Origin of the sequence: Bacteroides faecis MAJ27, from assembly GCF_900106755.1 — a bacterium.
Classification (GTDB): domain Bacteria; phylum Bacteroidota; class Bacteroidia; order Bacteroidales; family Bacteroidaceae; genus Bacteroides; species Bacteroides faecis.
Map to the genome: position 1 here is coordinate 124,723 of NZ_FNNN01000016.1, position 12,468 is coordinate 137,190.

Annotated in this window: 12 protein-coding genes; 6 read left to right on the forward strand and 6 right to left on the reverse strand. The window is 44.4% G+C overall.

Going from position 1 to position 12,468, the window contains the following annotated elements:
- Window positions 1-18: 18 nt before the first annotated feature.
- From BLW31_RS14880 to BLW31_RS14900, 5 genes are all read right to left on the reverse strand, one after another.
- Window positions 19-2,145 carry a PASTA domain-containing penicillin-binding protein gene (locus BLW31_RS14880; RefSeq protein WP_010536186.1) on the reverse strand — a complete coding sequence of 709 codons (2,127 nt, stop codon included), beginning with the start codon at window positions 2,143-2,145 and terminating at the stop codon, window positions 19-21.
- 60 nt (window positions 2,146-2,205) lie between these two features.
- Window positions 2,206-2,562 carry an FtsL-like putative cell division protein gene (locus BLW31_RS14885; protein ID WP_010536187.1) on the reverse strand — a complete coding sequence of 119 codons (357 nt, stop codon included), beginning with the start codon at window positions 2,560-2,562 and terminating at the stop codon, window positions 2,206-2,208.
- Window positions 2,563-2,570: 8 nt separating this feature from the next.
- Entirely contained in the window at window positions 2,571-3,485 is a 915-nt protein-coding gene (gene rsmH, locus BLW31_RS14890) for a 16S rRNA (cytosine(1402)-N(4))-methyltransferase RsmH (RefSeq protein WP_010536188.1), read from the reverse strand.
- Window positions 3,472-3,942 carry a division/cell wall cluster transcriptional repressor MraZ gene (gene mraZ / locus BLW31_RS14895; RefSeq protein WP_010536189.1) on the reverse strand — a complete coding sequence of 157 codons (471 nt, stop codon included), beginning with the start codon at window positions 3,940-3,942 and terminating at the stop codon, window positions 3,472-3,474. The genes rsmH and mraZ overlap by 14 nt, the downstream gene beginning before the upstream one ends.
- Before the next feature lie 368 nt (window positions 3,943-4,310).
- Window positions 4,311-4,814 carry an RNA polymerase sigma factor gene (locus BLW31_RS14900; protein ID WP_010536190.1) on the reverse strand — a complete coding sequence of 168 codons (504 nt, stop codon included), beginning with the start codon at window positions 4,812-4,814 and terminating at the stop codon, window positions 4,311-4,313.
- Between the two features lie 258 nt (window positions 4,815-5,072).
- Between BLW31_RS14900 and glsA the strand changes: the two genes are divergently transcribed.
- The gene (gene glsA, locus BLW31_RS14905) at window positions 5,073-5,891 is read left to right on the forward strand and encodes a lyso-glycine lipid O-acyltransferase GlsA (RefSeq protein ID WP_010536191.1); all 819 of its coding nucleotides are present in this window, start codon (window positions 5,073-5,075) and stop codon (window positions 5,889-5,891) included.
- A 24-nt stretch (window positions 5,892-5,915) separates the two neighbouring features.
- Window positions 5,916-6,929, forward strand: a complete 1,014-nt coding sequence (gene glsB / locus BLW31_RS14910) for a glycine N(alpha)-acyltransferase GlsB (protein WP_010536192.1) — start codon at window positions 5,916-5,918, stop codon at window positions 6,927-6,929.
- Here the strand turns inward: glsB and BLW31_RS14915 are convergent.
- Window positions 6,901-8,253 (reverse strand): deoxyguanosinetriphosphate triphosphohydrolase, encoded by a 1,353-nt coding sequence (locus BLW31_RS14915; protein ID WP_010536193.1) that lies wholly within the window; start codon window positions 8,251-8,253, stop codon window positions 6,901-6,903. The two genes, glsB and BLW31_RS14915, sit on opposite strands and share 29 nt — an antisense overlap.
- Window positions 8,254-8,377: 124 nt before the next feature.
- Here BLW31_RS14915 and dut point away from each other — a divergent pair, with 124 nt between their 5' ends.
- Genes dut through BLW31_RS14935 form a run of 4 tightly spaced genes read left to right on the forward strand, consistent with a single transcriptional unit; the run spans window position 8,378 to window position 12,462 of the window.
- The gene (gene dut, locus BLW31_RS14920) at window positions 8,378-8,812 is read left to right on the forward strand and encodes a dUTP diphosphatase (protein WP_010536194.1); all 435 of its coding nucleotides are present in this window, start codon (window positions 8,378-8,380) and stop codon (window positions 8,810-8,812) included.
- A 34-nt stretch (window positions 8,813-8,846) separates the two neighbouring features.
- Window positions 8,847-10,598: a tetratricopeptide repeat protein gene (locus BLW31_RS14925; RefSeq protein WP_010536195.1), complete on the forward strand. Its 1,752-nt coding sequence runs from the start codon at window positions 8,847-8,849 to the stop codon at window positions 10,596-10,598.
- Window positions 10,595-11,158 carry a lipoprotein insertase outer membrane protein LolB1 gene (gene lolB1 / locus BLW31_RS14930; RefSeq protein ID WP_010536196.1) on the forward strand — a complete coding sequence of 188 codons (564 nt, stop codon included), beginning with the start codon at window positions 10,595-10,597 and terminating at the stop codon, window positions 11,156-11,158. Before BLW31_RS14925 ends, lolB1 begins: the two co-directional genes overlap by 4 nt.
- A complete protein-coding gene (locus BLW31_RS14935; RefSeq protein WP_010536197.1) occupies window positions 11,155-12,462 on the forward strand; it encodes a murein hydrolase activator EnvC family protein in 1,308 nt (435 codons plus the stop codon). The genes lolB1 and BLW31_RS14935 overlap by 4 nt, the downstream gene beginning before the upstream one ends.
- Window positions 12,463-12,468: the final 6 nt, after the last annotated feature.

Below are 12,468 nucleotides of genomic sequence, written 5' to 3' on the forward strand. Positions count from 1 at the left end.
TCCTACTTAATTTAATTCTTAATGCATCGTAAGCGTAATCGTTTGCCCCTTCTTAACGACACTGCCGTTGGCTATCGACTGGCTTTTTACTTTCCCGACTCCCACCAGATTGACTTTCAATCCTTTACTTTCCAATAGATAAACAGCATCTTTTGCTCCCATACCTACGACGCTCGGTACGAAGTTCTGCATGATACCCCGGCTCTCAAGAACCACAGCTTGAGGAGCGGGATGAGTGCTTCCCCATACTTCTTTCCCCGAGTCGGTGATTTTTCCCTGTATCTTTATATTCAGTTCTTCCAGTACCCGTTGCGTTTCCCTCATTTCTCCCGCCTTGACGTTCGGGATGACAACCGTATTTGTATCAATGGCGCTGGTGAGCGGTAAGCGCAGGTCTTTTGCATAGACTCTTTCTGCAATCTTACTGAATACGCTACCCGCCATCAAACCTCCCGAAGCAGGCAGACCGGGTTTCTGGATAGAGACAATCATACTGTATTTAGGCTTTTCCGACGGGAAGTATCCGCAGAAACTGACGAGATAATTGGTTCTTCCCGTCTTATATCCCGCTGCTCCCTGCGAAATCTGTGCGGTTCCGGTTTTACCGGAAACATGGAACTGCTTGCTTCCCGCGGGTTTGGCGAGTCCTTCGCCTACTACTTTCCGTAGGATTTCCCGTATCTGTGCCAACGTTTTGTCCGAACAGATTTTCGGATTGATAACCTCGGTCGGGTATTCCTTTACCACTTCTCCGTCTCTGACAGCGGCTCTTACAAACTTCGGACGAATGGATACTCCGTTGTTGGCAATCGCATTGTAGAATGTCAGAATATTGATCGGCGGAACCTGAGTTTCATAACCGATACTCATCCACGGCAATGTCGTTTTCGAAAAATAGCGTTCTTTCGGACCGCGAATGTTCGGCTTTCCTTCTCCTGATATTTGCAGGTGGAGAGGTTGGTCAATGCTCATCCGTTTCAGTCCGTCTACAAATTTCTGCGGGTTACTTCCATAAAAGTTTTCAATGATGCTGGAAGTTCCTACATTGGATGATACTCCCAGAATCTCGGTAACAGTCAGTTTGCCATATCCTCCGCGATGCCAGTTGTGGTCTTTCATGACACGACCGTGCATCGGCTTTTGTCCGTTGCCGGTGTCTACGATATAGTCCGGAGTGATTTTTCCGTCCTCCAGAGCTACCATGATAGATGCCGTCTTGAAAGTGGATCCCGGCTCAAGCATATCACTGATTGCATTATTGCGTACCTCGTAATATTCGCCGTCTCTGCCTTGGGTCATATTAACGATGGCTTTTACCTCTCCGGTTGTTACTTCCATCAATACGACTACACCTACGGTAGCATTCAGCTCTTTCAGTTTGTCTACCAATGCTTTTTCGCAAATATCCTGCATGCCTACATCGATAGTAGTGATCAGATCGCAGCCGTCGATAGGGGCGACATCGACAATATTCAGGTATTTGTTCATTACTTTCTGGCGGTGAGTCAGCCCGTCACGTCCTTTCAGAATCGTATCGAATGCAAGTTCTATACCGTTCTTGGCTCCTTGAGCTGTATCAGCATATACATCTCCCAAGGTGCGGGCTGCCAATGAGCCGAAAGGTTTCTTGCGCTGATTGTATGCCAGTTCCTTGAATCCTCCTTTATAACGGTTCAGACAGAAAACAGGCAGACGTTTCACCTCTTTATATTGTATATAGGAGATACGCTTCGGATAAATCAGGTAGTTACGGCTTTTTGCCTGTCGTCCTTTCTGAAGGTGCGCCTTGAATTGTGCCGCACTCTTATCAGGGAATATCTTGTGGAGTCCGATACAGATCGAATCCATATTTGCTTTGAGGATGGAATCCCGGCGTGCCTGATCCTTCTTTCTTCTTTTTTCGTCCTTTTCACCGGACATAAAGTCCATGTAGATTCTGTATTCAGGCAGTGAACTGGCCATTAGTTTACCGTCAGAAGAAATAATGTTTCCACGGTTAGGCTTCACCGTTACGTTTTCTTTTACGAAACGATCGGCTACATCCTGCCAGTACTGCCGTTCGGCAAACATGGTCACGCCTGCCTTAACGACAATTGCTACTCCTATCAATGCCATTATCAGAATGACAAAGAAGTAACGGGTCATTATATTTTTCTTATTTACTGCCACAGTGCTTATTCTCTTTTAAAACTCCCAACTCATACCTTATTTAATAAGATAAGGCGGATTGGTGGAAGTCTGCAAATCACTTTCCTTGTTTGATATATATTCCTCGATACGTGACTGACGGCTTTTCTCCATCAGCTCCGAACTACGGGTCAGCGCATCGTATTTAATGTCAATTAATTCTTTTTTCAGCCGGTCTATTTCAATCTGTTGTTGCTGGCTGGCATAACGGTTGTGGATATAGAAGATAACGAATACCATAATCAGTACCAACAGCTTCGTCTGCCGACGGAAAAAGTCTGTGGCGAGGATATCTCCTCCCAGAATACTTTTCAATGAGGTGCGTTTTTTCTTCTTGCCCTCTTCTGTCTTTTTGTCTACTACTTCTTCTTCCATATCTGAGACTATTTTTTCTCTGCTATTCGTAATTTGGCACTTCTCGACCGTGGGTTTCTTTCTATCTCCGCTTCGCCGGGAACAATCACCTTATTGTTGACTAACCGGAACGGGGTTTGCAGATTCCCGAAAAAGTCGGTTTCCGCTTTGCCTTCCACGTTGCCTGTTTTCATTATATTCTTCACCATCCGGTCTTCCAGTGAATGATAAGTGATAACCACAAGGCGTCCGCCCGGTTTGAGCGCTTCGGTAGCAGCTGACAGCATTTCTTTCAGTGCTTCCATCTCCTGATTTACTTCAATGCGAAGTGCTTGAAATACTTTCGCCAATTCTTTTTTCTCCCGTTCGCGTCCGAAAAGCGGCTTGATGATTTCCAAAAATTCACCGATTGTCCGGATAGACTGTCCGTTTCTGGCTTTTACAATGACAGATGCCAGTTTACGGCTGTTCTTCAGTTCGCCGTACAGGTAGAAAAGGTTTGCGAGCCGTTCTTCTTCGTATGTGTTGATGATGTCGGCTGCCGTGATTCCTGCACGTTTGTTCATGCGCATATCCAGTGCTCCGTCGAAACGGAAGGAGAAGCCGCGTTCGCTGTCGTCGAAATGGTGGGAGGATACGCCAAGGTCAGCCAGAATAGCGTCTACCTGCTCAATGCCATGATAACGCAGGAAATTCTGCAAATAACGAAAATTACTGCGTACAAAGGTGAAGTGGGTATCATTGACGATATTCCGTTCGGCATCCTCATCCTGGTCGAATCCCAGCAGACGTCCGCCTTCTCCAAGGCGTGAAAGAATCTCGCGCGAATGTCCCGCTCCTCCGAAGGTAACGTCTACATACGTTCCGTCCGGACGAATATTCATTCCGTCAACGCTTTCCTTTAGCAATACTGGTACGTGGTATGTCAAATCATCTTTCTCCATCTTGTCTATTTTCATCGTTCATAATCTCTTCTAATGCTGCACCAAACTCTTCGGGAGACATAAACGGTTGTTCTGCCCGTTCTTTTGCCCATATCTCTATCTTGTTGTCGATGCCGATAAATCGTATATCTCCATGGATATTACAAATCTGTAAGTAACGTTTCGGGATTAGTATGCGTCCGTTGCTGTCGGGCGTAACTATTTCGACGTCACTCACAAACTGTCTGAAAATGAGCTGGTGTTTACTATTCCATTTGTTCAGCCTGCTCCGGAGTTCGTTTAACTCCTCGTTCCACACGCTCTCGGGGTACAGTGTCAGGCAGTCTTGAAATACGTCTTTACGCATAATGAGTCTCTCTTCGGAGGCAGCTTGCAATTGCTTCCTGAAGGTGGCTGGGATGAACACTCTTCCTTTTGCGTCCGCCCTGACTTCAATATTGCCTAAAAAACGTATCATTTACCTTATTATAATAAAGAGACCGTAAAAGTAGGAAATTCCCCACAATTCCCCACAATTTTCCATAAAAATCTTTTAGAGAAGTTTTCAACCGATTGTTAAATGCTTATTTACTTGAAAAAGATGTGGTTTGGGAAATGCTTTATTAGTGGGGAAAACAGGAAAGATGCTATGCTTTTTTGTTTGTATTGAGGAAGAGTCTTTTTTTATTGAGCGGGAGTTTTTTTCTTTCGTAAGGGAGGGGGCATGCAGAATAGATTAGCAAAAAAAGGCAGAAGAGATTGTAACTCTTCTGCCTTAAACTAATACAATTAAAAATCTGCACTAAAATATCTAATTTGGAATTGATAAATAATATAGTTAAAGGTTTAGCGAAAATCTTTCAGTTCTTCCTGCAGTTTCTGGCGGGTGAAGAAGATACGGCTTTTCACGGTGCCTAGCGGGAGGTTCAGCTTTTCGGCAATTTCGCGGTATTTGAAGCCGGAAACGTGCATAGCGAACGGAACTCTGTATTCTTTAGGGAGTGCATTGACTACCCGGTGCATCTCTTTCAGGTCGTACGTTCTTTCCGTACTTTCAAAACCGGCATCCTGCGGTAAATTCAGATGATAAAGATTATCTGTCTGATCAATGAATGTCTGGTCGCGAACTACTTTACGGTAATTGTTGATGAAGATATTGCGCATAATGGTATACATCCATCCTTTAAAATTTGTGTCGGGCATATATTTGTCCTCGTTATCTAATGCTTTGAGTGATGTCTCCTGCAACAAATCGTTTGCTTCTTCGCGGTCGGTTGTCAGTTTGTATGCGAAACGGAGCAGTTCTTCCTGTACTCCTACTAAATCTTTTCTGAAGCTTAAACTTTTCATATACGTTGCTTTTAAAAAGTGAATATTCGTTTGTTTTTTTCGGTGATGCAAGTTTACGGCATTTTTGAGAATGGAATAGGGGATGAACCGACAAAATTTAGGGGAAAAACTATCAGCGGATAGTTTTTAGGTTATATTTGATAGTTTTTGGGTGTCCTTTTTTCAGGTTGAGAACTTAAATCCTGCATTTTCTGCCAAATTATTGCGATTAATAAAAAAGAACCGTTAATTTTGTGGCATCATTTTTATTTGAAAAGAATGACTGATGACTCTTTATTTTTAATCGATGTCGATAAGATACTTCGGACGAAAGCTCCGAAGCAATATAAGTACATCCCTAAGTTTGTGGTTTCTTATTTGAAGAAAATTGTTCATCAGGACGAGATTAATGTGTTCCTGAATGAATCGAAAGATAAACTGGGAGTGGATTTCCTTGAGGCATGCATGGAGTTCCTTGATGCGAAGGTGGAGGTGAAAGGTCTTGAGAACCTGCCTGTAGACGGTTTGTATACCTTTGTGTCCAATCATCCGCTGGGAGGGCAGGATGGAGTAGCACTCGGCTATGTGCTGGGACGCCATTATAATGGGAAAGTAAAGTATCTGGTGAATGACCTGCTGATGAATTTGCGTGGTTTGGCTCCTCTTTGTGTTCCTATTAATAAGACGGGAAAGCAGGCAAAAGACTTTCCTAAGATGGTGGAAGCCGGATTTCAGTCTGACGACCAGATGATCATGTTTCCTGCGGGGCTTTGCTCGCGGCGTCAGAACGGAGTGATCCGGGATCTGGAATGGAAGAAAACATTCATTATAAAAAGCATACAGGCGAAGCGAGACGTAGTTCCCGTGCATTTTGGCGGCAGAAACTCTGATTTCTTCTACAATCTGGCGAATGTTTGTAAGGCATTGGGTATTAAATTCAATATCGCTATGCTGTATCTGGCGGATGAGATGTTTAAGAACCGTCACAAAACCTTTACTGTCACTTTTGGTAAACCGATTCCCTGGCAGACTTTCGATAAGTCGAAGACTCCTGCTCAGTGGGCGGAGTATGTGAAGGACATTGTATATAAACTGTAACTGATAGAACACTATAACAAGAATATGGAAGAGATTATTAAACCGGTAAGCAAAGAACTGCTGAAAGCAGAGTTGACAGAAGATAGGCGCTTGCGAATGACCAATAAAAGTAATAATCAGATTTATATTATTACCCATCAGAATGCTCCTAATGTGATGCGTGAAATTGGTCGTTTGAGGGAAATTGCCTTTCGTGCTGCGGGTGGAGGAACAGGCATGTCGATGGATATCGACGAATATGATACCATGGAACACCCATATAAGCAGTTGATCGTATGGAATCCGGAAGCGGAAGAAATATTAGGTGGTTACCGGTATTTGCTTGGAACGGATGTGCGCTTTGATGAAGCAGGTGCGCCTATTCTGGCTACTTCTCACATGTTCCATTTCTCGAATGCGTTTATTAAGGAATATCTGCCTCAGACAATTGAACTGGGGCGTTCTTTTGTAACGTTGGAATATCAGTCTACACGTGCCGGCAGTAAGGGCTTATTCGCTTTGGATAATCTGTGGGATGGATTGGGGGCACTGACGGTCGTAATGCCGAATGTGAAGTATTTCTTTGGTAAGGTGACCATGTATCCCAGTTATCATCGCCGTGGACGCGATATGATTCTGTATTTCCTTAAAAAGCATTTTTATGATCGGGAAAAGCTGGTTACACCGATGAAACCGTTGATTTTGGAAACTTCTGATGAGGAATTGAAAGCTTTGTTCTGCAAGGATACCTTTAAAGAAGATTATAAGATATTGAATACGGAGATACGCAAACTGGGGTATAATATACCACCGTTGGTGAATGCCTATATGAGCTTAAGTCCTACTATGCGTATGTTCGGGACAGCTATCAACTATGAATTTGGTGATGTGGAAGAGACTGGTATTCTGATTGCTGTGGATGAAATCCTTGAAGATAAGCGAATCAGACACATCCAGACGTTTATAGAGAGTCATCCGGATGCGCTGAAGATGCCTTGTGAGAGCGAAGGAGTGTTTACTCCTAAGGTTGTTACACCGCAGGAAGGCTGTTGCCATTAATTTTCCGGTAAAGATCGAGCGCAAAGACATCGGTCATTCCAGATATATAATCAAGTACCGCCTGTATTCTTTCGTAGAGTACGGGCGATTTTATGTTATATTGGTCGGAAACGCGGTTGGTTAAAAGTTCGGAGTAGGCTTTCTCTTTTCCGGGTAGGGTGACAGCGTCTACCATTAGTTCCAGTAAGGTGCTGATTATGCGGAAGCCGGCCAGTTCAATGTCCAGGACGTCCTGCGAACGGTATATCCTTTTCAGGGATATTTCCGCACAATGGTTATAGGCGGCTGCCGGGTCTTCGGAGATATGTTTGATAAGTGGCCCTTCGAAAGTGCCAGCCAGTATCTCTTGCTCGTGTTCCAGAAAGACACGGGTACACTCACGGACTAATAATCCGATAACGGAAGAACGCAGATAGGCGATCTGTTCATTGGTGTCGTTGACAATTTGGAAGGTGCTTCGAAGGCGTGACCGCCGGTCCTCGGAGAAAAAAGACATCAAAAGTTCCTTTGTTTCATCTGTCGTGAGGATCTTTAACTTGTGGGCGTCTTCGATGTCCATCATTTGATAACAGATGTCGTCTGCGGCTTCCACCAGATATACTAGCGGGTGTCGGGCGTACTTTAACGGATGTTCACTAAGCTGGATAAGGCCCAAGTTTGTCGCGATTTTGCGATAGCTCTCTTCCTCGCTGACAAAGAAGCCGAATTTAGATTTTTTGCCGGCAAGGCTCGATGAAAAGGGGTATTTTACGATGGAAGCAAGTGTTGTATATGTTAATACAAACCCTCCTCTGCGACGTCCTTCAAACTGATGGGTCAGTATGCGGAAAGCGTTCGCATTTCCTTCAAAATGTGTCAAATCTTCCCATTCCATCGGAGAAAGTTGCTCTCCGTCCGGTTGCTTTTCTTGTAGTCTTTGCCCTTTTCCCTCAGAAAAGAAAGTCGAGATAGCCCGTTCGCCGGAATGTCCGAAAGGCGGATTGCCTAGGTCGTGTGCCAGACAAGCAGCCGATACAATGGAGCCGATTTCCGGCAAGAAAGAACTTTCAAGTTCCGGTTGACGCTCTAAAATAGCTTTTGCTACATCATTGCCTAAAGACCGCCCTACGCAGGACACTTCAAGGCTGTGTGTTAGCCGGTTGTGTACGAAAATACTACCGGGTAGCGGGAATACTTGTGTTTTGTTCTGCAGACGGCGGAACGGTGCGGAAAATATGAGCCGGTCATAGTCCCGTTGGAACTCTGAACGGTTCTCTTGCCGTTCTTCGTGGAATTCTTCCATCCCGAAGCGTTTGGCTGATATTAGTTGATTCCAGTTCATCATTTTATTTACTATTTCACAGGTTACAGTTTGCAAATTGGTTGTTACCACATTATTTAACTGCAAACTTAACTAATTTTCAGTTCAAAATGTGTATTTTCGCCCGTTAAATAGTAAACATGCATTTATGAACGTTCAAGTAATCAATAAATCGAAGCATTCGCTTCCGGCTTATGCCACTGAATTATCTGCAGGAATGGATATCCGTGCTAATCTTTCTGAACCTATCACATTGGCGCCATTGCAGCGTTGCCTGGTGCCGACTGGAATCTATATTGCTCTTCCACAAGGATTTGAAGCCCAGATTCGTCCCCGTAGCGGGCTGGCTATCAAAAAAGGCATTACCGTGCTCAATTCTCCGGGAACAATTGATGCGGATTATCGCGGAGAAATCTGTATCATTCTGATCAACCTTTCTTCCGAATCTTTTGTGATCGAGGATGGAGAGCGTATTGCCCAGATGGTGATTGCAAAGCATGAGCAAGCGGTATGGCAGGAAGTGGAAGTGCTGGATGAGACAGAGCGCGGAGCAGGGGGCTTCGGGCATACAGGACGAGGATAAGTACCGACGAGGATAAGTACCATAAAAAGAGAAAATGAATAAGAAAAATATTATATGGCTTTTGGTTGCTGTATGGACATTGGTTTCGTGCGGAACGGTGAAAAATGCAAAAGAAAAGCCAGCTGTCGTTTTGGCGCAGTCTTCACTAACGCCCGAACAGCAGCGGAAATATGACTATTTCTTTCTGGAAGCCATGCGCTTGAAAGAGAAGAAAGATTATGCGTCTGCTTTCGGATTGTTGCAGCATTGTCTGGATATTCACCCGAATGCGGCTTCTGCACTTTATGAGGTTTCACAGTATTATATGTTCCTCCGCCAGGTGCCGCAAGGACAGGAGGCGCTGGAAAAAGCGGTGGCAAGTGCTCCGGATAACTATTGGTATAGTCAGGGACTGGCATCGCTGTATCAGCAGCAGAATGAATTGGATAAAGCTATCACTCTGCTGGAACAGATGGCAGTGCGTTTTCCGGGAAAACAGGACCCGCTTTTCAATCTTCTGGACTTGTATGGGAGACAAGAGAAGTATGATGAAGTCATATCTACATTGAACCGTCTTGAAAAGCACATGGGCAAGAATGAACAGTTGTCTATGGAGAAGTTCCGGATCTACCTTCAGATGAAGGATGACAAGAAAGCTTTTCAGGAAATAGAAAGTCTGGTACAGGAATATCCGATGGACATGCGTTATCAGGTAATATTGGGTGACGTATATCTTCAGAATGGTAAGAAGCAGGAAGCTTATGACGTTTATCAGAAGGTGCTGGCTGCAGAACCGGATAATCCGATGGCTATCTTTTCGATGGCTTCTTACTACAAACAGACGGGGCAGGAGGGGCTTTATCAGCAGCAACTGGATACTTTATTGCTGAATAAGAAGGTAACACCTGATACTAAAGTGAGCGTCATGCGCCAGATGATTGTGGAAAATGAACAGGCTGATAAAGACAGTACGCAAATCATAGCTCTGTTTGACCGGATCATGAAGCAGGAGCAGGATGATCCACAAATCCCGATGCTTTATGCGCAATATCTGTTGTCGAAGAATATGGAGGCAGAGTCAGTTCCTGTTTTGGAACAAGTGGTTGACTTAGACCCTACTAATAAAGCTGCTCGTATGATGTTGGTTGGAACTGCCGTAAGAAAAGAGGATTACAAGCAGATCATTAAGGTTTGCGAGCCGGGTATTGAAGCGACTCCGGATGCGCTGGAATTTTATTATTATCTGGCCATTGCCTATAATCAGGCAGAACAGCCGGATAGTGTGGTCAGTATTTGTAAGAGAGCATTGGAACATACGACAGCTGACAGCAAGAAGGAGGTCGTCTCAGACTTCTATTCTATTTTGGGTGATATGTATCATACTCAGAAACAGATGAAGGAGGCTTATGCTGCTTATGACTCAGCACTGGTCTACAATCCTTCCAACATTGGTGCGTTGAACAACTATGCTTATTACTTGTCAGTAGAGCGCCGTGATCTGGATAAAGCGGAAGAAATGAGTTACAAGACTGTAAAGGCAGAACCGAATAATGCTACTTATCTGGATACATATGCATGGATTCTTTTTGAAAAGGGAAATTATGCGGAAGCTCGTATTTACATAGATAATGCCATGAAAAGTGATGATGAAAAGAGTGATGTGATCGTAGAACATTGCGGGGATATCTATTATATGACTGGAGATGTGGATGGCGCGCTTTCCTATTGGAAGAAAGCACTGGAGATGGGCAGTGAGTCGAAAACATTGAAACAGAAAATAGAAAAGAAAAAATACATTGCAGAATGAGAAGAATCGCTTATTTTTTGTTGATTGCAGTCGTATTGGCAGGTTGTAAAAGCTCAAAGCATCTGATGACAACGGTGCCGGAAGTGACGGCACCCAGTTATCTGGCTTCCAAACTCCAGCTGACAATTCCAAGTAAGAACGGAAGTATGTCAGTTGGCGGTACCATGAAGATGAAAAGTCATGAACGGGTACAGATCTCCTTGTTGATGCCCATTATCCGTACGGAAGTGGCGCGCATTGAGGTTACTCCCTCCGAACTGTTGTTTGTCGACCGGATGAATAAGCGGTTTGTACGTGCAACCAAGAGTGAGCTGAAAGAAATATTGTCGAAGAACGTAGAATTTTCTCAGTTGGAGAAACTGCTGACGGATGCTTCCCGTCCCGGTGGAAAGACGGAACTATCCGGAAAAGATTTGGGAATCCCCAAATTGGAGAAAGCAAAAGTACAATTATATGAGTTTTCGACCAAAGAAGTGTCGATCACTCCGACCGAACTGACTTCCAGATACCGTCAGGTTTCTTTGGAAGAGCTAATGAAAATGTTGATGACTTTATTATGAAAAAACGCCTCTTTGTAATTCTGATAAGCAGCCTTTGGCTGGCAATTCCGCTTTCTGCCCAATCGAATAAGTTGATTCGTGAGTTGGAGAGTAAGCGCGGTGCGCTGCAGAAGCAGATCGCCGAGACAGAGTCGATTTTGCAGAATACAAAGAAGGATGTAGGCAGTCAGTTGAATGGTCTGGCGGCATTGACGGGACAGATTGAGGAGCGGAAACGTTATATACTTGCCATCAATAATGATGTGGAGAGTATCGAACGTGAATTAGTATCCCTGAACCGTCAGTTGAATAGTCTTGAAAAGGATCTGAAAGAGAAAAAGAAGAAGTACGAAGCTTCTGTTCAGTATCTCTATAAGAATAAATCAATTGAAGAAAAGCTGATGTTTATTTTCTCTGCCAAGAATTTGGGGCAAACCTACCGTCGTTTACGTTATGTGCGCGAATATGCTACCTATCAGCGTTTGCAGGGAGAGGAAATCTTAAAAAAACAGGAGCAGATACGGAAGAAAAAAGCGGAACGTGAGCAAGTGAAAGCTGCCAAGGAGGGATTGCTGAAAGAACGTGAGAACGAAAAGGCGAAACTCGAGGCTCAGGAGAAAGAGAAGCGTACGCTGGTGGCCAATCTGCAAAAGAAACAGAAAGGGCTGCAGAGTGAGGTGAATAAGAAGAGACGGGAAGCAAATCAACTGAATGCCCGTATCGACCGATTGATCGCAGAAGAAATAGAACGCGCCCGCAAACGTGCTCAGGAAGAGGCTCGCCGAGAAGCGGCAGCCCGTAAGAAGGCGGATGCTAAGGACAAAACTTCCTCCGGAACCGGAACAGTTGCCAGACCGAAGTCGGAACCATTGGATGCTTTTACGATGAGTAAGGCGGATCGTGAGCTGTCCGGTAGCTTTGTTGCTAACCGTGGAAAACTTCCGATGCCCATATCCGGACCTTACATCATAACCAGCCGTTATGGACAGTACGCTGTTGAAGGACTTCGTAATGTGAAGCTGGACAACAAAGGAATTGATATTCAAGGAAAGCCGGGGGCACAGGCTCGTGCCATCTTTGATGGTAAGGTAGCAGCTGTGTTCCAGTTGAACGGACTATTTAATGTTCTGATCCGGCATGGTAATTATATTTCCGTTTACTGTAATCTTTCTTCTGCTTCGGTGAAGTCCGGTGATACAGTGAGTACAAAGCAGGCTATCGGACAGATATTTTCTGATGGCGCAGATAACGGACGAACGGTATTGCATTTCCAGTTGCGCAGAGAGAAAGAAAAATTGAATCCGGAACCTTGGTTGAATCGTTAATCTAAA

Excerpts from the sequence above, each read along its gene's own strand:
- BLW31_RS14880 (WP_010536186.1), bottom strand. The coding sequence starts at position 2,145 with ATGACCCGTTACTTCTTTGTCATTCTGATAATGGCATTGATAGGAGTA.
- BLW31_RS14885 (WP_010536187.1), bottom strand. The coding sequence starts at position 2,562 with ATGGAAGAAGAAGTAGTAGACAAAAAGACAGAAGAGGGCAAGAAGAAA.
- rsmH (WP_010536188.1), bottom strand. The coding sequence starts at position 3,485 with ATGGAGAAAGATGATTTGACATACCACGTACCAGTATTGCTAAAGGAA.
- mraZ (WP_010536189.1), bottom strand. The coding sequence starts at position 3,942 with ATGATACGTTTTTTAGGCAATATTGAAGTCAGGGCGGACGCAAAAGGA.
- BLW31_RS14900 (WP_010536190.1), bottom strand. The coding sequence starts at position 4,814 with ATGAAAAGTTTAAGCTTCAGAAAAGATTTAGTAGGAGTACAGGAAGAA.
- glsA (WP_010536191.1), top strand. The coding sequence starts at position 5,073 with ATGACTGATGACTCTTTATTTTTAATCGATGTCGATAAGATACTTCGG.
- glsB (WP_010536192.1), top strand. The coding sequence starts at position 5,916 with ATGGAAGAGATTATTAAACCGGTAAGCAAAGAACTGCTGAAAGCAGAG.
- BLW31_RS14915 (WP_010536193.1), bottom strand. The coding sequence starts at position 8,253 with ATGATGAACTGGAATCAACTAATATCAGCCAAACGCTTCGGGATGGAA.
- dut (WP_010536194.1), top strand. The coding sequence starts at position 8,378 with ATGAACGTTCAAGTAATCAATAAATCGAAGCATTCGCTTCCGGCTTAT.
- BLW31_RS14925 (WP_010536195.1), top strand. The coding sequence starts at position 8,847 with ATGAATAAGAAAAATATTATATGGCTTTTGGTTGCTGTATGGACATTG.
- lolB1 (WP_010536196.1), top strand. The coding sequence starts at position 10,595 with ATGAGAAGAATCGCTTATTTTTTGTTGATTGCAGTCGTATTGGCAGGT.
- BLW31_RS14935 (WP_010536197.1), top strand. The coding sequence starts at position 11,155 with ATGAAAAAACGCCTCTTTGTAATTCTGATAAGCAGCCTTTGGCTGGCA.